We start from the raw sequence: 24773 nt of genomic DNA, 5'->3' as shown, positions 1-24773 counted from the left end.
CAGTCCTCCTTGATTAGTGCCAAGCTAACAACTTAGCTAAGAACGCCTTTAAAGCTGGCCTTGGCACGATTTGATCCAAGAAACCATTTTTAAGCAGCGTTTCGGCTCTTTGAAAGTCCTTTGGTGGGACTTGTTGAATCGTTTTTTCAATGACCCGTCGTCCAGCGAAGCCGATCAACGTGTGCGGTTCACTGACGATAATGTCACCTTCCATTGCGAAACTGGCAGTTACCCCACCGGTAGTCGGATCAGTCAAAACGCTTATGTATAATAAGCCCTTAGCACTGTGATCAACTACTGCGGCTGAAACCTTTGCCATTTGCATCAATGAATTGATTCCTTCTTGCATCCGCGCCCCACCCGAGGCGGTGAAGAGGATCACTGGTAAGTCCTCTTGGGTACATTTTTCAAAGAGGCGCGTAATTTTTTCACCAGTGGCAGTCCCGAGGCTACCCATGATGAAGCGCGAGTCCATGACCCCGATGCCGACTGGTTGATCATCGATTTTACCGATCCCAGTCATTACGCTTTCATCCATGTTGGTAACCTTGCGTGACTTTGCTAGCTTGCCCATGTATTTGGCGTCATCTTTGAAGCGTTCGGGGGCCTTGACGTGAGCATCAATTTCTTTGAATGAGCCCTCATCACAGATCATTTTGATCCGTTGTTGCGCCCCGATCCGAAAACCGTAGTGACAATTAGGACAGTCCTTGAACTGACCGAGCTTCTTGGAATAGAAACTTTCACCACAGATCGGACACTTCACAAAGAGGTGGTCTGGGATTTGATCCATTAACGCTTGGTAATGATTGGCGGGTTCGTTATTTGGTTGTGTCATTTTTATTCAACCACGCTTTCAAGAATGAATTCTCAATGTACATATTATTAAAGTCACTTGCCTTGAAGTGCTCGTCATCTAAGAGGTCATAAAGAAAGGCTTGGTTGGTAACCACGCCTTCGATTTTGAATTCCTTGATGACGCGCCGCATCTTATTGACAGCCTGCGCCTTCGTTGGCATGTGCACAATGATCTTGGCGATCATCGAATCGTAAAATGGCGAAATCGTATCACCCGCTTCGACCCCAGCATCGATCCGCACGCCCTTCGTTCCGAACGGGAAGCGCAGCGCTTTGATCTTACCCGGTGAAGGGGTAAAACCAGTTGCTGGATTTTCGGCGTTGATCCGACATTCGATCGCAAAGCCCTTCGGTGCACAGTCAGCTTGCTTGTAGGGCAGGTCCGCCCCCGCTGCGACCATGACCTGGGACTTGATGAGTTCGACTCCCGCGACTTCTTCGGTCACGGTGTGTTCAACCTGCAACCTGGTATTCATTTCCATGAAGTAGAATTGCATGTTGTGTTCATCGAGCAAGAATTCGATCGTACCGGTATTTTCATAGCCGATTTCTTGCATCGCCTTTACCACTAGTGAACCTAAGTAATCACGTTGTTCTTGGCTCACCAGCATACAGGGACTTTCTTCGATGATCTTTTGATGCCCCCGTTGGAGAGAACAGTCCCGTTCGGGGAAGTATACGATGTGGCCCGCTTGATCTGCAATCGCTTGCATTTCAATGTGCTTAGCATCGCTTAGGTCCTTTTCCAAGTAGAGGGTATCGTCATCAAATGATAGTTTGATTTCCCTTTGGGTGGTCGGGTAAATCTCGCGCATTGCATCGTCATCGACGATCTTACGAATCCCCTTACCACCCCCACCAGCAGCAGCCTTCAGCATGACTGGGTAGCCGATCTGATGGGCAGCTGTGATGGCTTGTTCAACGGTCTTAACGGCACCGTCACTCCCTGGAATCGTGGGCACGCCGGCTTTTTTCATCGTCGCCTTGGCATGCGCCTTGTTCCCCATTAAATCAATTACTTCTGAACTCGGGCCAATGAACTTAATATGACACTGTTCACAAATTTCCGCAAATTCAGCGTTTTCAGATAGAAAACCGTAACCGGGGTGAATCGCATCACTACCCGTTAGGATCGCAGTATCAATGATTGCTTCCATATTAAGGTAGGATTCGCCTGGTTGGGGTCCACCGATACAAACGGCTTCATCAGCGAGCTTGGTAAACAGGCTATCACGATCAGCAGTCGAATATACCGCCACTGATTGAATCCCCATTTCCCGTAACGCCCGAATGATTTGGACCGCGATTTCACCACGGTTTGCGATCAACACTTTCTTAAACATCCAACCATCCTTTACTTATTCAATCGCAAAGACTAGATCAGCGGTACAGATGACTTCGCCATCGCGAACCACCGTGCCGTGACCAACACCGATTTGGTGTTTTAACTTTGTCATCTCAACGGATAATGATAGCTTGTCGCCAGGTCTAAAGTCGTCTTGATACTCGGCTTGTTTGATGCCACCGAAAAAGACGTTGCGTCCCTTGTATTCAGGCATAGATAACAGCGATACCACGCCCGTTTGCGCTAGGCATTCTAGCACAATTGGCCGTGGCATGACGGGATTATTTTGACCTTGGAAAAACCATTCATTGATCGTTAAGTACTTAGTTGCTTTTGAACCCTCGCCGGGCCGCACTTCATCGATTTGATCGATCATTTGAAATGGGTAGCGTTGGGGGATAAATTTATCAACTTCGAAACTCACGACTTAGTCCTCCTCGATTGCAAAGATGGGTTGGTCGTATTCAACCATGTCCCCATCGGATACTAATTGCTTAGTAATGGTTCCAGAAACGGGGCTCTTAACGTCATTGATGACCTTCATTGCTTCGATCACACAAACGGTTTCGCCCTTCTTAACGTGGTCGCCAACTTCTTTGAAGACTGGCTTTTCTGGACTGGGTGCAAAGTAGACGATCCCCACTAGCGGAGCCTTGATCTTAGCCCCGTCGTTATTAACAGCAGCTGGTTGTTTTACAGCGGCTGGTTCAGAAGAACTAGCAGCCACTGGTCCTGCAACTACTTGTTGGGGGTGGTCTAACTTACTAAAGTATAATTGACCTTCAATCCGTAATTCAGTCAGATTGGATTGGTCAAATTTATCGATTAACTTCTCGACATCTTGTTCATCCATTTTAATAAAAACTCCTACTATCCTTAAATTGTCAATCCACCATCAAGGGTGATTACTTGACCGGTAATATAACTATTGTTCATCAAGAATTTGATTGCATCGGCAATGTCTGCGGTGCTTCCGAAGCGGCCGAGTGGGATTTGTTTTTCCCACTTTTCGATATTACGGTCGCTCAGCTTGTCAGTCATGTCGGACTTGATCATCCCAGGAGCAACGGCATTACAACGAATCCCGCGGAGTGCCCCTTCTTGAGCAGTCGTCTTGGTCAAACCAACTAGGCCGGCCTTACTTGCAGAGTAGTTAGCTTGGCCGATGTTACCATGCAGGCCCGCAATACTGGAAAGGTTCACGATCGAACCCGTCCGCTTCTTTTGCATGATCTTCATGGCAAACTTAGTCATGTTAAAGGCCCCGACTAAATTAGTACGTAACACTGCTTCAAAGGAGTCGGTCCCCATTCTAGTCAATAGCTTATCTTGAGTAATTCCCGCATTGTTGATCAAACCATCGATGGTACCATGCTTTTCAACGACTTGATCGACCATGCGTTTCGCGTCTTCTTCACTCGCAACGTCACCGATTACGACATCGATGTCATTTGCAAATTGCTTTTTTAATTCAGCGGTCTTGTCAGCGCCCAACGCACGGTGTGCATTTACGACAACAAAGTTAGCGGGGTCGGTAGCTAGTAGCTGAGCTGTTGCTAATCCAATTCCCTTGGTCCCACCGGTCACTAAAATCACGCGCTTGTCTGTCATATTAGAAATCCTCCAATTTGGCTCTAAAATCATTCAATGTATCAACACTTTCGATATTATAAATCGCTTGATTAGCAGTCTTCTTAGCTAGCTTGCTCAGGGTATTACCTGGTCCAATTTCTACAAAGGCATCGATGCCCATTTGGTCGACTGCTTCGACGTCACCCATGAAATGAGTAGGGTTGACCAACTGATCTACTAGGGTGGACTTTAAATTATCCTTAGTAAATGGGGCAACCAAAGTATTACTCATCACGGTGGTGGCAGGTTCGGCAAAGTCAACCGATTCAAGGCGAACGGCTAATTGTTCACTAGCTGGTTGCATTAATGGGGTGTGCGAGGCGACTGCGACCTTGATCGGAACGACACGCTTGGCACCCTTTTCCTTCATAATTACACTTGCCTTTGCGACCGCATCGGCCGTCCCGCCGATAACGGTTTGCTTCACAGTATTGAAGTTTGCTGGATAGACCCCGTCGATGCCGTCACAGACTTCTGTAACGACCTGCGGATCCAAATTAAGGACCGCAGCCATTGCTCCGGGGTTTGCTTGGCCAGCTTCATCCATGTATCTAGCCCGATCGCGAACTAATTTTAGTCCAGATTGAAAAGAAAGTGCTTTAGCAGATACCAAAGCACTATACTCTCCCAGACTGAGTCCAAACATTGCCTTTGGCATTGGTAACTGGGTGTCTAAAATACGAGCAATCCCAGTACTCATTGTCAACAATGCGATTTGAACATTTGCTGGATCATCAAAATTTTTAGGATCGGCTAGGTCTAAATTCAATACATCTGATGCTTCATCCACCGTTTGTTTATATAACGGTTCGGCCTGGTACAAGTCTTGACCCATGTTTGCAAACTGACTTCCCTGGCCACTAAATAAATAACAGAGATTCAAAATCAAACCCTCCTAATTGAAGAAAACTAATTAGTTAGCGTCAACTTGGCTAGCAACGTAATCAACTAATTGTTGAACAGTTGACATGTCGTTGTCACTATCGATTTCGATATCGTATTCATCTTCTAATTCGTCGATGATTTCAAAAATATCTAAACTATCTAAGTCAAGGTCTTCCTTGAAGTTAGTGTCTAACTTGATGTCATCAGCCTTTACATCATCAGTTTGGTCTTCTACGATTGATTTGATCTTGTCGAAAATTGCGTTCTTGTCTGCCATTTTTAATTCACTCTCCATAAAATTTAAATTCTAATATTTAATTACAACAGTTCCGGTCGTTAAACCGCCACCAAAGCCGGTCATCACTAGGATGTCCCCACGGTTAATTTTACCATCTTCCACCAATTCAGCGAGTAAAATTGCCTCGCTGGCAGCGGAAGTATTTCCGTATTCATCGATATTGATCGGGAAGCGGTCGTTAAATGGTAATTTCAGCTTACGGGCAACGCTTTTAACAATGCGTTGGTTCGCTTGGTGTAAAATAAAAAAGTCCACATCGGATAACTTAAGGTGTGCCTTAGCTACCGCCTCACGAATGGATTCTGGGACCCGCCGAATCGCGAAGTCAAATACGCGATGGCCATCCATGCGCAATGGCAGGTCAGATTGAACGGCTCCACTCGCAAATGGCGAATGGTTCGCAATCTGCCCCATTGTCAAGGCATCCCCATCAGCGCCATAGGTATTGAGCTGACTGCTGAGGAATTGGCCAGGCGTCTCGGTCGCACGGTTAGTAACTAACAAGCCACCCGCTCCATCACCGAACAATACGGCGGTCGTGCGGTCGTGCCAGTCGATGAGCTTGCTTAATGCTTCACTCCCAATCAAGATCCCAGTGGAATCAGGATGGGTCGCAAGCAGCGCATTCATCACATCTAACCCGTATGAGAAACCAGAACAAGCAGCGCTAATGTCAAAGGCTAAGGCATTGTTAGCCTGAATTTGGCCCTGCACGGCTGCTGCAGTCGATGGCATTAATCGATCACCAGACATGGTGGCGACCACGATAAAGTCAACGTCCTCTGGGCTAACGTGGGTCTTCGCTAATAATTGCTTAGCTACGTTTGTCGCAAGCGAGGTGTTGGTCTCATCTGTCACCACATGGCGTCTTTTGATGCCAGTCCGTCGACTGATCCATTCATCGGAAGTATCCATTATTTGAGCCAGATCATCATTAGTTACCACTTTATCTGGAACAGCCTTAGCGGTAGCCATAATTGAAAAAGTACTCATAATATCTCCTTAATATCCATTTGTCATAGTGACCCAATCGTCACCATGGATGTCTGATGTTTCAATATCTATGATATCTCAATCAGAAAAATTGAGCCAACTAAAATTTGCTAATTTAATTGACAACGATACATTATAACATGAAAATACCTATTTTATACAATCTTTCCGATGAATCCATTAATCTTAATAATGTGATACATAATAAATTATGTAACATCTAGATTATAAATCACTTAAGTTCCCGTATATTTTCTTAATTCGCCACCGCTAGAATTGACTTAAATTCTGGATTTGAATTATAATTTTAAGTGTTAAATCAGCAAACAGTTACATACCGCTAAAGCCTACTAAAGAGAGGAATCAAACACATGGATGAGAAGATTAAATCAATTTACGATCAATGGCACGCTGAAGCAGACATGCCGGTGAATTTAAAACGTGAATTAGATGCAATGCAAAATGACGAAGCAAAAATTGAAGATGCGTTCGGTGCGACCCTATCATTCGGGACCGCCGGAATGCGTGGAATCATCGGGGCCGGGTTGAACCGAATGAACATCTATACCGTCCGCCAAGCAGCCGAAGGATTGGCAATGCTGATGGATCAATTAGATCCTGCTGACAAGGCGCGCGGGGTCGCAATTAGTTTTGACCCCCGTTATGGGTCGCGCGACTTTGCGTACACTTCGGCCCAAGTATTAGGAGCACACGGCATCAAGTCATTTATCGTTGACGATATCCGCCCCGTCCCCGAACTATCATTTGCGGTTCGCCACTTACACACCTACGCTGGAATCATGATCACCGCTTCGCACAACCCTAAGCAATACAACGGCTTTAAGATCTATGGTGAAGACGGCGGCCAGATGCCACCCAAGGAATCGGCCATCATTACTGAATCCGCCCACAAGGCTAGCGACCTCTTCGCAATTCAAACTGCTGACATTCATGACCTGCGTGAACGAGACCTCCTAAGCGTCGTTGGGGAAGATATCGACTTAGCATATTTAAATGAAGCCAAAAAGGTTAATATTAATGAAGAATTAATTCAAAACGTCGGCAAAGATTTGAAGTTCGTATACTCGCCACTGCACGGCGCGGGCAAGAACATCGGACGGCGGGCGCTTTCGACTGCTGGGTTCAAGAACTTCGAAATGGTGACCGAACAAACGATTGCCGATCCTGAATTTCCAACGACTCCCCACCCCAATCCAGAATACCGCGAAGCATTCGACCTTGCCATCAAGCAGGGGAAGCAAGTCGGCGCTGACATTTTGATCGAAACCGACCCCGATGCCGATCGATTAGGCGCAGCGGTCCGTCAACCAGATGGCGAATACAAGTTAATGACCGGAAACCAAATCGCGAGTGTGATGTTGAACTACATCTTGCAAGCTAAGCAACAGCTTGGCACGCTGCCTGAGAACGGGATCATCGTGAAGTCGATTGTTTCGACTGAACTAGCAACTAAGATTGCTGAACATTACAATGTTGATACTAAAAACGTGTTGACCGGCTTCAAGTACATCGCAGAACAGATCAAGTTGTTCGAGGAAAACCAACAACACAGCTTCTTGTTTGGGTTCGAAGAAAGCTACGGCTACCTCATCCGCCCATTCGTTCGTGATAAGGATGCGATTCAATCCACGATGATGCTCGCCGAAGTCGCCGCCTACTACAAGGACCGTGACATGACGCTATACGATGGGCTCCAAGAAATGTATCAAAAATATGGTTACTTCGAAGAAAAAACGATTTCTAAATTATTCGAAGGCCTGGACGGGCAAAAGCAGATGGCTGCGATCATGGAGCAACTCCGTGATGACCCAATGACTGCATTTGCTGGTGAACATGTGGCTGCGATCGAAGACTTTGCGACCGCCACGAGAACCTTTGATAATGGCAAGCAAGAAGAAATCGACATGCCTTCCTCAAATGTTTTAAAATACTGGCTTGCTGATGGTTCTTGGATCACGATTCGCCCTTCTGGGACCGAACCAAAGGTGAAGTTCTACGTAGGAGTCGAAGATGAATCAAAGGACCAAGCAATGGCGCGGCTCGATAAGTACGTCAAAGCGATCCATGAATTAATCGCCCAGTTAACTAAATAATCATTTTCAGGCCACCAGTGCAGCGACACGGGTGGCCTTTTAATTTGTCAATCACAATTATGAATGATATATTAATTAATGAATAAAAATTAGGAGATGTACATATATGAAAATTAAAAAAATGTTATTAGCGGGGATCTTGTCAGTTAGTTTAATCGCTCCCACCGTATTAAGTGCAATCGAACCCACTACCACTGTCAATGCTGCTAAGAAGCATAAAAAGGTAGTTAAAAAGCACCATAAGAAAGCAAAGAAGGTCAATAAAAAGAAGGTCAATAAGAAGAAGCATAAGGCTACCCCTGCTGTTAACACTAACTCAAATGACACCAACAATGATAATTCGAATACTGCTAATAACACCAGTAGTAATAATTCGAATACTACTAATTCAGCAGATCAGTTTGCTAATGATTACAATAATTACAATGAGATTACTGAAGACCATCCAGAGGCCTTTGGTAACTATAGAACTAGTAACCCTGACCCATACGCTACGGAAACGACTGATAACCCTAATTATAATCATGACAAATACAGTGATATTTCGGCTTCACTCAATGACATTGTTAGTGATATGAATAATAATAATCAATATTCAACCCTTGATACCGTTAACGCGCAAATGGCAGCCCAATCATTATACGTTGCCTTTAGAAATCGCTTTTCAGCTGATGAAAACACCAAGTTATCGAACATGCGTGATGCATTAACGAATAGTGCGATCGACGTAGGCAGCAGCGATTCACAAAGCACCGCCCAATGGGATAACTTAAAGGTCTTCTTCTCTGAAATGGCTAATGCAATTGGTACCCTGCAAAATTAATTGAATCATGAACACAAAAAGCTGGCAGCCGCCAGCTTTTTTTATTCAAAAACATATGCGATTAATAGCATCCCCCTGCTAGAATCAATTCCAACCCCAATCTTAGTGTAGTGCGAAGTTAAAATATTATTCCGATGGCCCCACTGTGATGGCCCACTATCTTCATACAGCATTGCATTCAGGTTTTGGATTACCCCCTGTTGAACGGATCTACCGACGTAATCTGGCGTTTTGGCCACGTTCTCGCCGAGGTGATTCACTAAGTTCGGATAACCCAGTTGACTGGCCACTTGATAACGGTACGGATACCCCTGCTCATTATTATGATTAGCGGTCGTAAATAACTGATTTGCACGCACGTTAGCGATTCGATTCAAGGCGTAATCCCACTTCAATTTACTAATCCCATGACTTAAGCGGACGTAGTTAATGTAGTTAAACGCTGCCTTAGCGACTTGAGAGTATGATTGTGGTTTCCTATTCACAAGATGCTTTAAAAAACCGACTGGGTGTAAATCTTGATTTTGGACCCAGCCCCGCTCGCGATTAGCAAATTGAACGTAGTAGTACTTCACCCCCCACGACGCTAATTTTTGGCGCAGTAATTTAACCTTGAAATCCGATAAGTTCGCAATCACATTGTTATCAAGTGCATTCGTGGTATCGGTTTCGTTTTGGGGGAAATTAGTTAGGACGTAGCGATTATTATCACTATTGTATTGATAGATTTTCCCGTTTCTTAGGTTCGGTAGATACTGACTAGCCATTGAGGGATAAAAAACAGTGGTCGTTTTAGCCTGTGCAGTATTTTGGTAGCTTGCAATCTCAAATAATGAAGTAATAATGACGATTGATAGCAGCATTGAAGTAAATTTTTTCATGAATAGCATCCTTAATTTATGATTTAAGTTTATTTTACAATAGCTTGGCAAATTGGACAAAAAAGAAGCGGCTGGCAACCCAGTCGCTTCTAGAAACAAAATATAGTTTAGTAGGAATTATTTAGCTTTTTTTGTAGAAGTTTTCTTAGCCTTTTTATTAGTCTTCTTAGCTTTCTTAGTGGTCTTTTTGTGATCCTTAGCGTAAACCTTTTCGACCTTGTTGTACTTCTTTTCGGCAGCCTTGAATTTCTTTTCAGCAGCAGCCTTAGCCTTCTTAGTCTTAGCCTTAGCGACTTCCTTCTTAGCCTTATCTACAGCTTTCTTAGCTGCATCGACTTCTGCCTTAGTAGTCTTTTTGGTCTTCTTTTCAGTAGTGTCTGTGGTCGTCTTAGCCTTTTTAGCTTTCTTGGCCTTGTGGCTAGTAGTAGCTGATGAGCTTGTGGCGGTTGATGATGCACTAGATGCTGTAGTTGAACTTGCAGAAGAAGCGGTTGAACCATCACCAGATAGCTTGCTAACACTATCAGCATAACTTACGTAACCACTAGTAGAAGCGGATGATGTTGATACTACAGTGTTACCAGAAGTAGGGGTTGATCCTGTTTCAGATGAACTAGCAGAACTACCATTTGCTGCACTTGAAGGATTACTAGTAGCTGATGATGGATTGGAAGTGCTAGATGATGGATTGGAAGTCCCTGATGATGCAGGTGAAGTACTGGATGATGTAGTTGAATCTGCTCCACCAGAATTTGAACCCCCATTATCACTATTAGCAGTTTGAGTAGCATTAGGATTAGTACTATTATTAGCCGATGCAGTAAATGGAGTTGCCACAAATGCAGTAGCGAATGCAGCAGTCATTACCAATGCAGCAACCCACTTTTTACCAGATTTATAAAGACGATAATGTTCTTTGTTAGTATTCTTCATAGAATTACCTCCTCGATATTTACGCATCTAAATTATGTAACTAAACTATATTTTGTACCTATATACTAACACTAAGAATTTACAATGTATAGTTTAAAGTTTACAAATATATTGATAATCAGGATAAAAAAAAGAGCTAATCATGAAAACATGATCAGCTCAATCAAAAATTAGATTATTTTAATTTACTTAGATTAAATAAAAGATTAACCCTTGTATGACTTGTAAGCCTTGTTGTAAGCCTTTTCAGCAGAAGCTAACTTCTTTTCTGCAGTCTTCTTAGCCTTTGAAGTCTTAGCAGCCTTAACAGCCTTCTTGGCAGCGTTAACAGCCTTCTTAGCCTTGTTTACTTCAGCCTTAGTAGCCTTCTTTTCAGATTCAGCCTTGAATACTGGCTTGTCTGAAACCTTGTCTGGCTTGATTGGTGCTTCATATTGTGGGAAATCAGTTGATGGCACAAATGAAGTAGCTGATGATGAAGTAGCACTTGATGCAGCACTGCTAGTTGCAGAACTTGCTGAAGAAGTTTCACCAGATAACTTGTTGTTGTTTGAGTTAGCTTGGTTAACGTATCCAGCAGTCTTAGCGTAAACAGATGCAGCTGAGCTAAATGCTGAACTTGCTGAACTTGCAGCAGAAGTAGCAGATGCTAAACTAGTTGTTGCTGTGGATAAAGTTGTTTTTGCACTAACAACGCCATTATCACTAGCTGAATATGAAGAAGCTAAATTATAAGCTGAATTTGCAACTGCAACTAATGATGCAGCAACAGAAACAGCTGCTGATGCAGAAGAAACAGCTGATGATGCTGATGCATAATCTGAAGGAGTAGCATAGCTTTCCACACTTGCGAATGATGAAACAACGGAACTAGCAGCAACTACTGCAGATGATGCAGAAGTAACAGCTGTTGAAGCAGATGCTGCATCAACTGGTGCAGCACTTAATGCTGATGATTTAGCATATGATGCTGATGATGCTGTTTGATAAGCTGATGTTGCTGCTGATAAAGATGATGTTGCTGCTGTCAAAGATGATGTTGCTGCTGTCAAAGATGATGAAGTTACTCCAGATACTGATGCTGCTGATGATACAAATGATGATGCAGTTGATACAGCTGCTGATGCTGCTGCTACAGATGATGCTGCAGATGATACATCAGCACTTGTTGCACTGCTGTTAGAAGCAACAGATGAAGCAAATGCAGATGCACTTGAAGCTACTACAGCTGCACTTGAAGCTGCTGAATTTGCAGAAGCTACAGCAGAATCTGGAGTATCTGCCGCATGTGCAGTCACCGCAAATGGTGCGTTAACGTTAGCATTAGTTGCCACGTAACCGAATGATACTAAAGCTGCAGTAGTGACCATTGCTGCAACCCACTTTTTACCGGACTTGTAAAGACGGTAGTGTTCTTTGTTAGTGTTTTTCATAAGAAAAAACCTCCTAAAATTTCTATATAGAATTATATAATCTAGGTTTATGTAACCAAACTATATCATGTCTATATGATATCACTATCTGAAAAAAATGTATATAATTGTATTTGTAAAATTATTGTTAAAAAACCGCTGTGTAGCACATTATCCAATAAAAAATCCGTTCCCAAAAATAAAATTGGAAACGGATTTTCTGTACGAAAATAATGTATCTGATCGAACTATTTTTGCCGCTTGTATAATCCAAACAAGGCCGCTGAAACCACGAGCATTGATAAACCAATCAATGCGGTTCGTTTAGCAACATTGCTTTCACCAGTTTGTGGTAATTGCTTAGCATTTGACTGCGTCCGATTAACCTGTTGGTGATTAGCAACACTCGTTGTTTTAACATTCCGCAGGTGCTTTACATTCCCGTTGGTCCCCTTTGTTGTTTTAACTGACTTAGGTTTGGTTTTATCAGTATCAGTAGTCGTTTGAGTTTGCTTTTGATCATCATGAGGCTTCTGGGTGGAAGTATCACTGATAACTGGCTTTTCTGAAAGTGAATCGGGTTTGAGCGGTGCTTCCGAATCTGGAAAATCAGTCGATGGCACGTAACTAGTTGCAGATGAAGCAGGCGTCGATGATGGAGATGCACTAGTTGATGAAGGCGTTGCTGATGCTGAACTAGGTGTCGCAGCACCCGATAGCAAGTACCCAGTTGATTTGACATATTCTACGTAACCTGATGAGTTATTATCAGTGGTCGTAGTGGTGGTAGTCGCTGGACTAGCCGTCGGTGCTGGAAATGCTGAATTATAGCTAGAAACCATTACATTATATAGCATCGATAAACTGCTATCATTGCTACTAATATCATTTGATGATAACGATGATAATAAAGAACTTGCATTTGCTTTATCGGCCCCTGAAGGCGCATTTGCAATGGCGGCAGAAGCAGCAGCACTTGCACTTGCAATCGTACTAGTAGCAATACTCTCTTCTGCTTTTAACGAGTTATACACACTAGTCGCTTGTGACTTCGCTGCAGAAGCTGTCGATTTATCCGTTGCGGTCGCATTGTTACCTAGTTTAGTGGCACTTGCCACAACTGAATTGGCACTACTAATAACACTGAATGTTGATATTTGATCTTTTTCGACTGAATTGATCAAGTTAGCTACTGAGGAAGCCTGTGCGGTGGCTGAGAATAACGATGTAAATTCGCTTTGAACGGCACTGTTTGAACTAACAACGGATTGCACAGGTTTACTTAAAGTATTAAATACACTTGATAGTGTATTAAAGGTTGCTTGCGCAGAAGACTTTTCACTTGAATCGGCATTGGAAACTGCTACACTGGCATCGCTTTCAGCCTGAGCAGCGGAACTTAACGCTGCACTAGCTGCATTGGCTGCACTAGCTGCCGTGCTAGTTAAACTATATGCATTTGAAACGTCACCACTAGAAAGATCGTCCAATGAATTCTTGGCACTCGTCACAACGGACTGGGCAGTGCTGACCGCTGTGGCAGCGCTACTAATGGTGCTACTAGCAGAGTCAACTACTGAGGCAGCACTATTGGCAGTACTAGTTGCTGAATATGGCAGGCTTTGGAGACTTGCTAACACCGCTTCCAAAGAAGCAAATTCATCTGATTTAGCACTTGCATCACTTGTTAAAGTAGCAACCGCACTGGCAGTATTAACATTTGTACTTGAAGCACTGGTGTAACTTGAAGCACCCTTTTCATCAGAAGTAGCTGATGAAGCATATGTACCTTCGACACTGGAAGCGCTATTGTATGAATACTTTGCTGAGTTAGCTGCACTGTAATAGTTAGATACTACTGATTGAGCACTCGGTTGATAACTTTCGGCATCAGACAATTGAGCACTGGCAGAGTAGCGACCACTGTTATTAACAGCAGTCGAGGCATTTGCAACATAGCTACTAAATGAACTTACCGCATCGGAAGCGGCACTGCTTAAACCAGCAGCATCGGAAGCGGCACCGGAAGCTTTGTCAGCAGTGGATGTAACGTCTGAAACTGTTACAGTTACAGAGGCTGCTTTAGCAACCGCAGTAGCAAATGGCTTAGCTGAGGTATTATCGTTAGCTACATAGCCGACGGACACGACCGCAGCAGTCATGATCATTGCGGCAACCCATTTCTTACCAGCCTTATATAAACGATAGTGTTCTTTATTGGAATTTTGATTCATATTAACACCCTCCTTAACATTTTATAATTTAATAATATCACTAGTATTATTAAAACAAAATTAATTCATATCATTATTTTGTAAAAAATATGTAATTTAGATAATAAAAAAACCAGTCTCTAAAAGACTGGTTTTTAAATGGATCGATTATTGATCCTTATATGCCTTGTTAAGGGCTTTATATTTCTTTTCTGCGATCTTCACTCTTTGCTCAGCCGTCTTTTTAGCCTTAGTGGTTTTAGCCTTAGCTAACTTTTGCTTAGCCTTTGTAACAGCATCCTTGGCCTTCTTAACCGCTGTTTTAGTCACCTTGGCATGCTTATTGGACTTTTTAAAGACTGGCGAATCTGAAACTTTATCAGGCTTAACCGTTTCTTCATATTGTGGGAACGTTGTTGATGGGACAACGCTAGCAGCTGATGAAGATGCGCTCGTGGATGATTGCGTTGCTGAGCTAGCCGAGTCATTCCCAGTTGATGAGGCAACGCTTAACCCACCTGACAATTGGTAACCATTAGAGTGAACGTAATTGACATAGCCACTATCAGCGGATGAAGAAGCCGTTGAGGTCGTTGATGAAGAAGCCACTGCATCAGAATGAGCTAGGATCGAGCTTAATTCGCTTTGGGCCGCACTGTTGGCAGTCGATAGTGATGAAGCAACGCTAGCTGCTGAAGATAATGCAGTCGCAGCCGATGCGAGGATCGATTTAGCGCTGGCTTGATCTGACTTTGCGCTAGTCTTAGCAGCAAAATCACTGGCAGCGGAATATGCACTATTGGCAGCACTGAAGGCAGCACTAGCAGAAGCAGCGGCATTAGCAGCATCGCTGCCGGCAGCTACGGCGACCGCAACGTTAGAGCTTTCCGCACTCTTGCCGTTCTTATCAACCAATGAACCGACACTAGCGATCACTGAACTGGCACTGCTTACTGCTGAAGATGAGCCTGGAACGGCTGCACTCGCTGAACTCACCACGTTAGAAGCACTCGTGGCAGAACTAGTTGCCGATGACGTGTCTTCAGTATTTTGAATCGAATTCCAAGTCGATTGCAGTGAATCATTCACACTCGATAGTTGAGCGGCCGTACTGGAAGCGGATGCCACTGCCGATGATGCTGATGCTAGGATTCCCTCAGCGGAACTCTTGTCGGGGTTGCCAGCCGTTTGTGAAGCAGCAAATGCACTGGCTGCAGAATATGCACTCTCGGCTGAAGCTAATGAACTAACTGCTGATTGGTAGGCACTCGTAACGCTGTTCGCTGAACTAGCAGCACTAGCGGCCGCATCGACTGCTGCACTGTTCGAACGCTTCCCACTGTTGTTCACAAGGGTAGCGACGCTATCGACCAGGCTGGCAGCGCTGCTGACACTGCTTAGTGCATTGCTAGGGGCGTTCACGACTGCATTGCTGGCCAATGCGGATGCACTATTGGCAGAGCTCGTGGCAGGATATGCTGGGGCCGTATTAAATGCGCCCAGGCTATTGTTGAAACCATTCCGATCGCCAATCGCGCTATCGCGAGCAGAAGCAGCTGGGGAATATTGATTACTGAAGAGCGACCCTAAAATGCTTTCGGCCGTAGATTGATCGGCACCCGATGCATTCGCACTAGCGTATGAGAATGCCGCTGAATATGAATTATAAATGTTTGAGACTAGTGAATTGGATTCGTTATTGACGCTATCAACGCTCGCTAGCAGGGCAAACGCACTGTTAACGTTGTCGTTTTCATATGCTTTCCCCTCTACGGAAGTTGCTGCTCTAACACTAGCAACGTATGAACTGGCACTGCTGGCAACCTTTGCGTTAGCAGAAACCGTAGCGCTAGCCGAAGAAGCGTAGCTAGCGACACTATTGGCGGAATCAGTGGCTGGGGTGTCAGAAACTTCCGCGATCCGATATGATAATAAATCATTATCAGCGGCTACGTTGGCCGTCGTATCGGAACTACTGCTTTGCGTAGTAACGGCATCGCTGCCAGTAGACTGACTAGCATTCGTTGATTGGCTAGTGGTGGCAGCACTACTTGCGGATTGATCGTCAGCACTGCTTTGGCTTTGAGTCGAATCAGCCCTGGCAACTGTCGTTCCAAAAGTATCTGAAACGTGATCGTGTCCTGCGACATAGTCGACAGACACAACGGCAGTCGTCATAATCATCGCTGCAATCCATTTTTTCCCGGATTTGTATAATTTGTAATGTTCCTTATTTGAATTCTTTTTCATAGATAAGGACCTCCTTAATATCTTATACTATTATATGACATATTTAGTATAATTTTAAATATATTGTAGCCAAATCTTTTATACAGGAGGGATTATTTATGACTAATTCAACCGTTGATAAGCTCCTTGCTGATCACCATCACCTCACTGCCGAACAGCAGGCAATGATCAATGGCATCAAGCAATTTACAATCGACCACATCAATGATCAAAACCACGCTGTTTACGTCATTTATGGCGATGCTGGGACCGGCAAAAGCGTCATCTTAAGTCAATTATTCTATGATTTTCAACAATTATCAGCTGCTAAACAGGGGCCGCTCGCCAATACCCACAATTACTTTTTGGTGAACCATCCCGAGATCCTAAAGGTCTACAAACAAATCGCTGGCAAGGAAGCCCACGTTTTAAAAAAGCACTTCAATCGCCCGACATCGTTTATTAACCAGATGGCTAAGCGAGATGGGCATGCTGACATCACGATCATTGATGAGGCGCACCTACTGCTTTCCAGGCGCGACGCATACAATAACTTCTACCAAGATAACCAGTTAAGCGAAATTATCAAGCGTTCTCAGGTTACGATCTTAGTCTTTGACCACCGCCAGGTATTGCGGACCAAGAGTTTTTGGACCGATGCGCGGTTGAAGAAGCTGATTGCTCCCTACACCGTGGGCGAATACCACCTGACCCACCAGTTTAGAATGAACGCTAGCGATGGGTTGGTAAAATGGATCAATACGTTCACTGATGGGACTTTGACCGAGTTGCCACGCGACTTAGGTGCTGACTATGACTTTCGGATCTTTGACGATGCCGAAGCAATGCGCAAACTCGTGGTCAAACAAAACGAGCGCGTCGGCCTATCGCGGATCGTTTCGACGTCTGGTTATCCATCGACGCTTGACGGTGGTAAACACTACGTCGTTGAGGGCAATTTTAAAATGCCCTGGGACCAATATAATTATACCCAGACCCCGTGGGCAGAAATTCCCGCGACCATTAATGAAGTCGGTTCGATGTTTACTTGTCAGGGATTTGACCTTAACTACGTGGGCGTTATCCTGGGGCCGCCGATCAAGATCGATGAAAAAGACCACCTCTATGTTGACCTCAGTAAGTTTACTGACGTCGAATCACTGAAGAAGCGTAGTGACATCACCGATCCGAAGGTATTTGCTAAGGTCAAGCAGACGTTAGTGCTCAATTCGGTGAACGTATTGATGAAACGCGGGGTCAAGGGGCTGTATGTCTTCGCCCATGACCAGCAATTAAGGCAGCGCTTAGCACAGATTTGGCACGCCCACCAAGTTGATTAATCATGTATAATAAAGACAAGATATTAACTAGGCAGGTGAATGCATTGGGTAAGCTCAACTTTTTACGAATCGCGTTGGTCGTGGTGGCCGTGATCTTGTTAATCCACTACGTCTTCTTGACGCATTATTTTTCTGACAGCTTCAATACGATCTTAGAAATCATTCTTTCAGCCGTCGAAATCATCTTGATTTATGCCTATGTAAAGGTGCTAAGAAATAAGCGATGACAAAAATAAGATTGCTACATAATATGTAGCAATCTTATTTTTTAGCATCCAGTAACTTTGATTCTAGTAACTCTTTGAAGCGTTTTTGGAATTCTTTCTCATCCATTGGAATTAAGCTAGAAATCCATAGTGAAATAATTAAATTAACATATTTAATGAATAGTCGCACGTGAAAAAGATCATCCTCTGGGAATAGCTTTTTCATAATGCGCAGGTAATGAATTTCTAGGTAATGCTGCCAAATTTCGTTTACATCAGTACCATTGAGGACCCGAATCTGATCACGGTTCTTATAGATGATCGGAATCGCAGTCTTGCTAAAGATTTCCACGAATAGCTCTGGTGTCAGTTCCTTATTCTTCTCATGCCGATATTTGTCCACGAAACCATGAATTAATTCACGATCGATTTGACATTCGGAATATTTAATAATGTCATCCTTACTATGAAAATGATGGTAAAAAGTCCCCTTGGCCACATCGGCTTCATTAATAATATCAATATTAGTAATATTCAAAATTGATTTTTGATTAATCAAGGATAAGAATGCATTAACAATTTTTTGTTTTGAATTTGCCATGTAATCAATCCTTTTCCTTAAATTAAACCCGTAATTGTTTGTTTATACAGTTGATCAAAATCCGCAATGAACTTCTCTGGATCCTCAGGATTGGGTTCTGTAATCCAGGATTCAATAATGATCACAATGTAGTTCAAAATAATATTCACATTCTTAGTCGATATGCCATTGTGCTTGGCTTTAGCAGCAACAAAGGATTTAAAGACTTCAATCAATGGATTTTCCCAAATGTGATTTAAAGTACATTCACTCAGAACCATAATTCGGTCTGAATGGGCATATAAGAACGGAACGCTCACCTTGGCAATGTCTGAGATCGCCTGTTCCATGTTCAAATTAGCAGCATTTAATTCAGCGAGTCCATCCCGAATCGGTGCCACTAACTCATGTTCAATCTGCACTTGAATATAATCTAATATATCCTGTTGGCTTTCAAAATTGTTATAATATGTGCCTCGTGAAATGCCAGATGTATTAATGATGTCATCGTTATTAACGTTCAATAACGAATTATCGCGCACCAATTTTAAATATGCATCTGCAATCATATGTTTAGTTTTGAGCATCAACTCACCCCGCTTTTTTTAGGAATCCCTGCATATTTATTACAATTATGCAAAAAATACTTACGACTTATTATAACAACATATCTTGTAAAAATTAATGATTATTACGGAATTTTTACTTTTAAAAAACCGTTTTGTAAAGAAATATTGATAGTATTTAAATAATGATTGTGTTATAAATGATTTAAGTATTAATTATAATAAGGAGTCCTTAATTATGAATAATCAAAAATCAAACCCACAGGAACGTAAAGTTCTCCACAAAGTTAAAAAACAATGGCTCGTGTTATCATCCGTCGTACTATTAGGAATGGCAGCTGGCGTTAGCGTCAACGCCAATGCTGATAGCACGACCAGTTCGGCCGCCACGACCCAATCAACTGCCAGCGATAATACCGCAGCTGGTTATTTAGCCAACACAACGGTGTTCAGTAATACCGTTTCTGGTGCTAACAATAGCCTAGCTGACCAAGTATCGATCGTAAATAGCCTTGCGAGTGCTGCTTCGACTGCCGTTAGCCAAGCCCAACGCGGCGCTAACACTAATATCAGTGCTAGTTATGATGCTTCTAACGCTGCGAGCGCCTACTCCACGGCAGCACTCATCAATACCACTGCCAATAATTTAGCATCTGCTGGACAAGCATTGAACGCCCAGATTAGCGTTGCCGTTACGATCGCTAGTACTGCTACGACCACGGGTGGTAACATTGCTGATGGATCTAGATCCGCTAGCCTTGCATCATCTGCCTTCACCCAAGTAATGGCGTACCTAAACAGTGCGTACGGCTTAGTCCCAAGCATGAGCAGTGCCACTAATTTGGTGTTAGGACTTGCTAACAAGTCGATCTCAGAAGCAAGCAGTAGTGCGACGAGTTCAGTCGCTAGCTCGACGACTTCCAGTGCATCATCAGCTAGCTCTTCATCTGCTAGTTCAGCAAGTACGAGTTCGGCCCAAAGCAGCAGTGCCACTAGTAGTAGCGCTACTAGCGTTCAATCAAGTGCCAGCTCAGCTTCCAGCAGTGCATCGACTACCACTAGCCAAAGCAGCAGTGCGAATAGTACCAGCAGCGATGCTGACGATACCCAATCGGCCGAAGTTGCCAGAGCAAAGAGTCGGGTCAAAAGTGCTAAGAAGGCCCTCAAGAAGGCTAAGACCAAAAAGGCCATCAGTAGTGCTAACAAACGTTTGAGCTCTGCTGAACGAGGCGTGCTCATCGCTGAAAATAACTATAATGAAGATTACTACTACTCATTTGATGGGACCTTCAAGACGATTACCACCAAAAAGAATCTTTACACTTACAGTAACCAACACCTCGTTAAGAAGTATCGGCTCAAGAAAATTAAAAAAGGCACGACCATTACGGTTAAAAAGATCATTACCTCTGATAATTCATCCGTCTTCGAAGTTACTGGTAACCAATACATTACTGGTAAAAAGAGTTTTATTAAATAACCGTAAATCACTTATTTTTGCAAAGCCGTTTTTGACAATTGTTAAATTATACCACAGAAATGAAAGCGCCCCTAAATTTTTTCAATTTAGAGGCGTTTTTATTATCGAATCTTATTAATTGATGTTTTGAGGCCAGTAATAAAGTGGTGGTTAGCAAACTCGATCCGTGTCGTCTTACCGTAGTGAATAATCCGATTCACTTTCACCTTGGTCCCACGCTTTAGTTGCCCGATGTAGTGCTGACTAGTAAAGCGTTTGTTGTTATAAACGTTGACCGTTTGCGCCACTTTTACGTAGTCACCAACGCGGTCAAAATCATAGTAGTAACGCGCATTGTATAACTTGGCCAGCTTTAAGTAGGTCTTTTCGGCAGAATAATACTTGTTCAGATCATGGCGCTTCTTTGATGCCGCCTGATTTCTGCTTGATTGATAAGTCGCCGATAACCCCTGATGCTTTGAATCAGCTTTTAAGGTCGCAGTGGCTTGGTTAAGGTTAGCCTTGGCTTGCGCAACGGTTTCCGTTTTGGCATGGGCGATCGGACCGTGATTACCATTAATCAGTCCGAATGCCAAGCCCGTTGACGCTAACAGCGCGATTAGCAACTTATTTTTTCCAATATTTTTCATTCATCTCACCTAAATTCCTTATTGCCCCCATTATAGCAAATTGAACGTAAAAAAGCTCGATTCCGAAAGTAATCGAGCTTTTTGCGTAATTGAATTAACTTAATTTACTAAAACCACCACTTAAGCCGTTCAATAGGTTCACAATGTTATTCCATTGTTGGTCCCGTGCGCTAGCAGTCGTGCTACCGTTCGCCCAGTTTTGTTGAACCTTTGAAGCAGCGTCTGAAATGACTTGGTTATCATAAGTGGAGAAGCGGCCCTTGAATGCTTGGGCTAATTCTGAAGCTTGTTGTTGGAAAACCATTACGGCCTTATTCCCGAAGTTAGTATTATCGTAAGCATCGGTCGAACCCATGTCAGAAGTGATCGCATTCAATGAGTCACGGTAGTCAGTGTAGTTACCGTTGTTAAAGCGTGTCCCTGCCCCGACAGTGTAACTATTCTGCGCACCTGGGTTAGCGTAAATTCCTAGTGAGCTAACGGCATTATTGAATGCGGTTTGGTCATTATTAACGGGCGTCGTTGCTGGTTGGGTATTGTTATTCGCAGTCGTCGTCGTTGATGGAGTCGTATTTTGGTTCTGGGTGCTAGAAGGGGTGGTGTTTACAGGCGTTGTTGAATTGTTCTTTTTAGCCTTTTTAGCCTTCTTGGTCTTCTTAACCTTCTTATGGTGCTTGACCTTGGTATGTTTCTTAGCCTTATGCTTCTTAGCAGCATTAACAGTTACTTGGGCCTCAGTATTGAAGGCTTCTAAAACGGTCGGTGCCACTAGCATTAGTGATAAGGCGGTCATTAAAAGCGTCTTTTTCATTTTCATATATGTACATCTCCTTAAGAATTATCATAATTAATATAGCATTTTCTTAAGGAGAATTCAAAATGTTTTTGATACTAATTAATATCCAGCTAAAACGTTATAGTTATTAGTCTTTTGATGCATCATCTTGACAACGGATGCGGGTGCCCTTTTCAGACTCATCGTTTGTAGTAACCGCCCGCGCAGCAATAGCCGCTTGCTTCCGCTATCGTTACAAGTGATCAACGTGAGCAGCTTTTGCTTGGTGTTATCGACCACGCTGACTGCGTAGGGACTGATGATCTTACGCTGAGTGATCTGGTATTCATAGACCTTATGCATATCAGTTAAGTAGACCTTCATCCCCACTTTGCCCTGATTGTAAAATGGCGAGAACAACGCCTGCTTGTTGATCATATGGTGACCAGCTAGCGCATAATTACCCTCACCCATCTTTTGGTCCGCTCGCATCGTTCCCGCAGCGAGCATCAGCGTTTCATTATCGACCCCGAGGCCGATCGGTAAGTGCAAATTGATCGAAGGCGCGATGATTTGCCCAACGAGTTTAACGTTTTTAGCATGCAAGCGGGCGTTGATGACTTGATTCATCGTGACCGCCTTGACTTGATTCATATTATAGTTGGCCTGCTGAGTCCGTTGTTGATTAGCTTGGACCTCTTTGCGATCGATCGTCGGCCGATACCCAGCGACCAATGCGGTCTTGATGGGTTCAATGCTTAACATTGCAAGCCCCGCGACCAACAAGAGGATCGCGGCCCATAGTTGCCACTTTTGCTTCATTATTCATCAACTCCATTGAAATCATTATAAAACAAAAGGGAGTAGACACCAAATGCCAACTCCCGATTGATTAGTAAAGTTTTGCAACTTGTTTTTGAATATCTGCGTTGTCCAAGAAATCGTCGTATTTGGTCTCAGCCCGTTCCACGATCCCCTTATCAGAAACTTCGATGATGTGATCAGCAATCGTTTGGATGAATTGGTGGTCATGGGAAGTAAAGATGATCGAGCTTGGGTATGAGATCAAGCTGTCGTTCAATGCGGTGATCGATTCCATGTCCAAATGGTTAGTCGGATCATCGAACAAGAGGACGTTGGCCTTTTGCAACATCATCTTGGAGAGCATACAACGCACCTTTTCACCCCCGGATAAGACGTTGACCTTCTTATCAACGGCTTCACCAGAAAAGAGCATCCGTCCTAAGAAGCCACGGATAAAGGTATTGTCGCTTTCATCCTTTTGGGCGTATTGGCGCAACCAGTCCATGATCGAAAGGTCGCTGCCGTCGAATTCAGCGTTGAAGTTCTTAGGTAGATATGACCGTTTCGTCGTTTGCCCCCAGGTAACGGAGCCCGTGTCTGGTTGCATCTCACCTGCGATGATCTGCATTAACGTCGTGGTCGCCAAGTCATTGCGACTGATAATGGCGGTCTTTTCACCTGGCCGCAGCGTAAAGGTCACGTTATCTAAGATCTTGACCCCATCGATCGTCTTGGAAACCTTGTCCACGCGCAACAGGTCGTTACCCAGGTCGCGTTCCTTTTCAAAATTAATGAATGGATACTTCCGTGAAGAAGGCTTGATATCGTCCAGGGTGATCTTATCAAGCTGTTTCTTCCGTGAAGTCGCCTGCTTGGACTTGGAAGCATTGGCACTAAAGCGGGCGATAAATTCCTTTAGTTCCTTGATTTGATCTTCTTTTTTGGCGTTGGAATCAGCACGCATCTTGTTGGCGAGCTCGCTGGATTTCAACCAGAAGTCGTAGTTCCCAACGTACATTTGGATCTTTTGGAAATCAACATCACACATCATCGTACATACCTGATTCAAGAAGTAACGGTCATGGGAGACGACGATCACGATGTTGGGATAATCAGCCAGGAAGTTTTGCAACCATTCAACGGTGTGGTTGTCCAACCCGTTGGTCGGTTCATCTAATAATAAGATGTCGGGCTTACCAAAGAGGGCTTGGGCGAGTAAGACCTTCACCTTTTCCCCCTCGGTCAATTCACTCATCTTTAAGTCGTGCATCGATTCTGGGATCCCCATGCTTTGCAGGAGTTGGGAAGCCTCTGATTCGGCATTCCAGCCGTCCATTTCGGCAAATTCGCTCTCGAGTTCGGCAGCGCGGACCCCGTCTTCATCGGAGAAATCGGGCTTAGCGTAGAGGGCGTCTTTTTCCTTCATAATCTCGTAGAGCTTTTTGTAACCTTGAATCACCGTATCCAAGACGGTGAACTCTTCGAATGCGTAGTGATCTTGGTTCAAACTAGACATCCGTTCGTGTTCGCCAATCGAGATATTACCACTAGTGGGTTCAATCTTGCCTTCAAGCAACTTTAAAAATGTTGATTTACCAGCACCGTTGGCACCAATCACCCCGTAACAATTACCGGGCGTGAATTTTAAATTAACATTTTCGTAAAGCTTCTTACCAGAAAACTGAAGTCCCATGTCGCTAACTGTAATCATATTTTTCCCTCCATACAATGGTGTTTACATAACAAAGCGCCCTGGTCACCATCGCTGGACTAGGAC

Annotated in this window: 24 protein-coding genes; 5 read left to right on the top strand and 19 right to left on the bottom strand. The window is 43.8% G+C overall.

Annotated elements, in window-relative coordinates:
* Nucleotides 1–13: 13 nt before the first annotated feature.
* The 8 genes from accD to ACSYTE_RS02145 are packed head-to-tail and all read right to left on the bottom strand — an operon-like array spanning nucleotide 14 to nucleotide 6011.
* Nucleotides 14–838, bottom strand: a complete 825-nt coding sequence (accD, locus tag ACSYTE_RS02180) for an acetyl-CoA carboxylase, carboxyltransferase subunit beta (protein WP_491717082.1) — start codon at nucleotides 836–838, stop codon at nucleotides 14–16.
* The gene (locus ACSYTE_RS02175) at nucleotides 822–2201 is read right to left on the bottom strand and encodes an acetyl-CoA carboxylase biotin carboxylase subunit (protein WP_491717081.1); all 1380 of its coding nucleotides are present in this window, start codon (nucleotides 2199–2201) and stop codon (nucleotides 822–824) included. Before ACSYTE_RS02175 ends, accD begins: the two co-directional genes overlap by 17 nt.
* Nucleotides 2202–2216: 15 nt before the next feature.
* The gene (locus ACSYTE_RS02170) at nucleotides 2217–2627 is read right to left on the bottom strand and encodes a 3-hydroxyacyl-ACP dehydratase FabZ family protein (RefSeq protein WP_491717080.1); all 411 of its coding nucleotides are present in this window, start codon (nucleotides 2625–2627) and stop codon (nucleotides 2217–2219) included.
* 3 nt (nucleotides 2628–2630) lie between these two features.
* On the bottom strand, nucleotides 2631–3056 hold the full coding sequence (locus ACSYTE_RS02165) for an acetyl-CoA carboxylase biotin carboxyl carrier protein (RefSeq protein WP_491717079.1): 426 nt from the start codon (nucleotides 3054–3056) through the stop codon (nucleotides 2631–2633).
* Between the two features lie 23 nt (nucleotides 3057–3079).
* Nucleotides 3080–3814, bottom strand: coding sequence for a 3-oxoacyl-ACP reductase FabG (gene fabG, locus ACSYTE_RS02160; RefSeq protein WP_491717078.1), 735 nt, complete (start codon nucleotides 3812–3814; stop codon nucleotides 3080–3082).
* Nucleotide 3815: 1 nt separating this feature from the next.
* A complete protein-coding gene (locus tag ACSYTE_RS02155) occupies nucleotides 3816–4718 on the bottom strand; it encodes an ACP S-malonyltransferase (RefSeq protein WP_491717077.1) in 903 nt (300 codons plus the stop codon).
* A 30-nt stretch (nucleotides 4719–4748) separates the two neighbouring features.
* On the bottom strand, nucleotides 4749–4997 hold the full coding sequence (locus tag ACSYTE_RS02150; RefSeq protein ID WP_219054050.1) for an acyl carrier protein: 249 nt from the start codon (nucleotides 4995–4997) through the stop codon (nucleotides 4749–4751).
* A 30-nt stretch (nucleotides 4998–5027) separates the two neighbouring features.
* Nucleotides 5028–6011, bottom strand: coding sequence for a beta-ketoacyl-ACP synthase III (locus tag ACSYTE_RS02145; RefSeq protein ID WP_491717076.1), 984 nt, complete (start codon nucleotides 6009–6011; stop codon nucleotides 5028–5030).
* Nucleotides 6012–6382: 371 nt separating this feature from the next.
* Here ACSYTE_RS02145 and ACSYTE_RS02140 point away from each other — a divergent pair, with 371 nt between their 5' ends.
* Nucleotides 6383–8125, top strand: coding sequence for a phospho-sugar mutase (locus ACSYTE_RS02140; RefSeq protein ID WP_491717075.1), 1743 nt, complete (start codon nucleotides 6383–6385; stop codon nucleotides 8123–8125).
* Nucleotides 8126–8231: 106 nt separating this feature from the next.
* Nucleotides 8232–8948 carry a hypothetical protein gene (locus tag ACSYTE_RS02135; protein ID WP_491717074.1) on the top strand — a complete coding sequence of 239 codons (717 nt, stop codon included), beginning with the start codon at nucleotides 8232–8234 and terminating at the stop codon, nucleotides 8946–8948.
* Nucleotides 8949–8989: 41 nt separating this feature from the next.
* On the opposite strand, the gene ACSYTE_RS02130 is transcribed toward ACSYTE_RS02135, so the two are convergent.
* The 5 genes from ACSYTE_RS02130 to ACSYTE_RS02110 form a co-directional block, all read right to left on the bottom strand.
* On the bottom strand, nucleotides 8990–9829 hold the full coding sequence (locus tag ACSYTE_RS02130) for a CAP domain-containing protein (RefSeq protein ID WP_491717073.1): 840 nt from the start codon (nucleotides 9827–9829) through the stop codon (nucleotides 8990–8992).
* A 117-nt stretch (nucleotides 9830–9946) separates the two neighbouring features.
* Entirely contained in the window at nucleotides 9947–10762 is an 816-nt protein-coding gene (locus ACSYTE_RS02125) for a KxYKxGKxW signal peptide domain-containing protein (protein ID WP_491717072.1), read from the bottom strand.
* A gap of 206 nt (nucleotides 10763–10968) precedes the next feature.
* Nucleotides 10969–12195 (bottom strand): KxYKxGKxW signal peptide domain-containing protein, encoded by a 1227-nt coding sequence (locus ACSYTE_RS02120; protein ID WP_491717071.1) that lies wholly within the window; start codon nucleotides 12193–12195, stop codon nucleotides 10969–10971.
* A gap of 227 nt (nucleotides 12196–12422) precedes the next feature.
* On the bottom strand, nucleotides 12423–14408 hold the full coding sequence (locus tag ACSYTE_RS02115) for a KxYKxGKxW signal peptide domain-containing protein (RefSeq protein ID WP_491717070.1): 1986 nt from the start codon (nucleotides 14406–14408) through the stop codon (nucleotides 12423–12425).
* A 147-nt stretch (nucleotides 14409–14555) separates the two neighbouring features.
* Nucleotides 14556–16637 (bottom strand): KxYKxGKxW signal peptide domain-containing protein, encoded by a 2082-nt coding sequence (locus ACSYTE_RS02110; RefSeq protein ID WP_491717069.1) that lies wholly within the window; start codon nucleotides 16635–16637, stop codon nucleotides 14556–14558.
* 98 nt (nucleotides 16638–16735) lie between these two features.
* On the opposite strand from ACSYTE_RS02110, the gene ACSYTE_RS02105 reads away from it, so the two are divergent.
* Together ACSYTE_RS02105 and ACSYTE_RS02100 are read left to right on the top strand one after the other, a co-directional pair.
* Nucleotides 16736–17956, top strand: coding sequence for a DUF2075 domain-containing protein (locus tag ACSYTE_RS02105; RefSeq protein ID WP_491717068.1), 1221 nt, complete (start codon nucleotides 16736–16738; stop codon nucleotides 17954–17956).
* A gap of 2 nt (nucleotides 17957–17958) precedes the next feature.
* Nucleotides 17959–18183, top strand: coding sequence for a hypothetical protein (locus ACSYTE_RS02100; RefSeq protein ID WP_491717067.1), 225 nt, complete (start codon nucleotides 17959–17961; stop codon nucleotides 18181–18183).
* A gap of 34 nt (nucleotides 18184–18217) precedes the next feature.
* Here ACSYTE_RS02100 and ACSYTE_RS02095 read toward each other — a convergent pair whose 3' ends face one another.
* Both ACSYTE_RS02095 and ACSYTE_RS02090 read right to left on the bottom strand, forming a co-directional pair.
* Nucleotides 18218–18763: a TetR/AcrR family transcriptional regulator gene (locus tag ACSYTE_RS02095; RefSeq protein WP_491717066.1), complete on the bottom strand. Its 546-nt coding sequence runs from the start codon at nucleotides 18761–18763 to the stop codon at nucleotides 18218–18220.
* 17 nt (nucleotides 18764–18780) lie between these two features.
* Nucleotides 18781–19329: a TetR/AcrR family transcriptional regulator gene (locus ACSYTE_RS02090; RefSeq protein WP_491717065.1), complete on the bottom strand. Its 549-nt coding sequence runs from the start codon at nucleotides 19327–19329 to the stop codon at nucleotides 18781–18783.
* Nucleotides 19330–19546: 217 nt separating this feature from the next.
* On the opposite strand from ACSYTE_RS02090, the gene ACSYTE_RS02085 reads away from it, so the two are divergent.
* Complete coding sequence (locus ACSYTE_RS02085) at nucleotides 19547–20788, top strand: DUF5776 domain-containing protein (RefSeq protein ID WP_491717064.1); 1242 nt, start codon at nucleotides 19547–19549, stop codon at nucleotides 20786–20788.
* A 101-nt stretch (nucleotides 20789–20889) separates the two neighbouring features.
* Here ACSYTE_RS02085 and ACSYTE_RS02080 read toward each other — a convergent pair whose 3' ends face one another.
* From ACSYTE_RS02080 to ACSYTE_RS02065, 4 genes are all read right to left on the bottom strand, one after another.
* On the bottom strand, nucleotides 20890–21417 hold the full coding sequence (locus ACSYTE_RS02080; protein ID WP_491717063.1) for a DUF5776 domain-containing protein: 528 nt from the start codon (nucleotides 21415–21417) through the stop codon (nucleotides 20890–20892).
* Between the two features lie 94 nt (nucleotides 21418–21511).
* Nucleotides 21512–22234 (bottom strand): hypothetical protein, encoded by a 723-nt coding sequence (locus ACSYTE_RS02075; protein ID WP_491717062.1) that lies wholly within the window; start codon nucleotides 22232–22234, stop codon nucleotides 21512–21514.
* A 78-nt stretch (nucleotides 22235–22312) separates the two neighbouring features.
* Nucleotides 22313–23014: a class A sortase gene (locus tag ACSYTE_RS02070; protein ID WP_491717061.1), complete on the bottom strand. Its 702-nt coding sequence runs from the start codon at nucleotides 23012–23014 to the stop codon at nucleotides 22313–22315.
* Between the two features lie 70 nt (nucleotides 23015–23084).
* Nucleotides 23085–24707 (bottom strand): ABC-F family ATP-binding cassette domain-containing protein, encoded by a 1623-nt coding sequence (locus ACSYTE_RS02065; protein WP_491717060.1) that lies wholly within the window; start codon nucleotides 24705–24707, stop codon nucleotides 23085–23087.
* Nucleotides 24708–24773: the final 66 nt, after the last annotated feature.

It is taken from the genome of Nicoliella sp. ESL1120, from assembly GCF_058508515.1.
Note: the sequence above shows the minus strand (reverse complement) of the source record. Positions and strands in the feature narration are given on the sequence as shown.

What these genes read in the sequence shown, in the direction of transcription:
- fabG (WP_491717078.1), bottom strand. Translation starts at nt 3,814, where the DNA reads ATGACAGACAAGCGCGTGATTTTAGTGACCGGTGGGACCAAGGGAATT.
- ACSYTE_RS02065 (WP_491717060.1), bottom strand. Translation starts at nt 24,707, where the DNA reads ATGATTACAGTTAGCGACATGGGACTTCAGTTTTCTGGTAAGAAGCTT.
- ACSYTE_RS02080 (WP_491717063.1), bottom strand. Translation starts at nt 21,417, where the DNA reads ATGAAAAATATTGGAAAAAATAAGTTGCTAATCGCGCTGTTAGCGTCA.
- ACSYTE_RS02085 (WP_491717064.1), top strand. Translation starts at nt 19,547, where the DNA reads ATGAATAATCAAAAATCAAACCCACAGGAACGTAAAGTTCTCCACAAA.
- ACSYTE_RS02070 (WP_491717061.1), bottom strand. Translation starts at nt 23,014, where the DNA reads ATGAAGCAAAAGTGGCAACTATGGGCCGCGATCCTCTTGTTGGTCGCG.
- ACSYTE_RS02115 (WP_491717070.1), bottom strand. Translation starts at nt 14,408, where the DNA reads ATGAATCAAAATTCCAATAAAGAACACTATCGTTTATATAAGGCTGGT.
- ACSYTE_RS02140 (WP_491717075.1), top strand. Translation starts at nt 6,383, where the DNA reads ATGGATGAGAAGATTAAATCAATTTACGATCAATGGCACGCTGAAGCA.
- ACSYTE_RS02125 (WP_491717072.1), bottom strand. Translation starts at nt 10,762, where the DNA reads ATGAAGAATACTAACAAAGAACATTATCGTCTTTATAAATCTGGTAAA.
- ACSYTE_RS02120 (WP_491717071.1), bottom strand. Translation starts at nt 12,195, where the DNA reads ATGAAAAACACTAACAAAGAACACTACCGTCTTTACAAGTCCGGTAAA.
- ACSYTE_RS02175 (WP_491717081.1), bottom strand. Translation starts at nt 2,201, where the DNA reads ATGTTTAAGAAAGTGTTGATCGCAAACCGTGGTGAAATCGCGGTCCAA.
- ACSYTE_RS02130 (WP_491717073.1), bottom strand. Translation starts at nt 9,829, where the DNA reads ATGAAAAAATTTACTTCAATGCTGCTATCAATCGTCATTATTACTTCA.
- ACSYTE_RS02075 (WP_491717062.1), bottom strand. Translation starts at nt 22,234, where the DNA reads ATGAAAATGAAAAAGACGCTTTTAATGACCGCCTTATCACTAATGCTA.
- ACSYTE_RS02090 (WP_491717065.1), bottom strand. Translation starts at nt 19,329, where the DNA reads ATGCTCAAAACTAAACATATGATTGCAGATGCATATTTAAAATTGGTG.
- ACSYTE_RS02110 (WP_491717069.1), bottom strand. Translation starts at nt 16,637, where the DNA reads ATGAAAAAGAATTCAAATAAGGAACATTACAAATTATACAAATCCGGG.
- ACSYTE_RS02145 (WP_491717076.1), bottom strand. Translation starts at nt 6,011, where the DNA reads ATGAGTACTTTTTCAATTATGGCTACCGCTAAGGCTGTTCCAGATAAA.
- ACSYTE_RS02135 (WP_491717074.1), top strand. Translation starts at nt 8,232, where the DNA reads ATGAAAATTAAAAAAATGTTATTAGCGGGGATCTTGTCAGTTAGTTTA.
- ACSYTE_RS02095 (WP_491717066.1), bottom strand. Translation starts at nt 18,763, where the DNA reads ATGGCAAATTCAAAACAAAAAATTGTTAATGCATTCTTATCCTTGATT.
- ACSYTE_RS02150 (WP_219054050.1), bottom strand. Translation starts at nt 4,997, where the DNA reads ATGGCAGACAAGAACGCAATTTTCGACAAGATCAAATCAATCGTAGAA.
- ACSYTE_RS02100 (WP_491717067.1), top strand. Translation starts at nt 17,959, where the DNA reads ATGTATAATAAAGACAAGATATTAACTAGGCAGGTGAATGCATTGGGT.
- accD (WP_491717082.1), bottom strand. Translation starts at nt 838, where the DNA reads ATGACACAACCAAATAACGAACCCGCCAATCATTACCAAGCGTTAATG.
- ACSYTE_RS02105 (WP_491717068.1), top strand. Translation starts at nt 16,736, where the DNA reads ATGACTAATTCAACCGTTGATAAGCTCCTTGCTGATCACCATCACCTC.
- ACSYTE_RS02165 (WP_491717079.1), bottom strand. Translation starts at nt 3,056, where the DNA reads ATGGATGAACAAGATGTCGAGAAGTTAATCGATAAATTTGACCAATCC.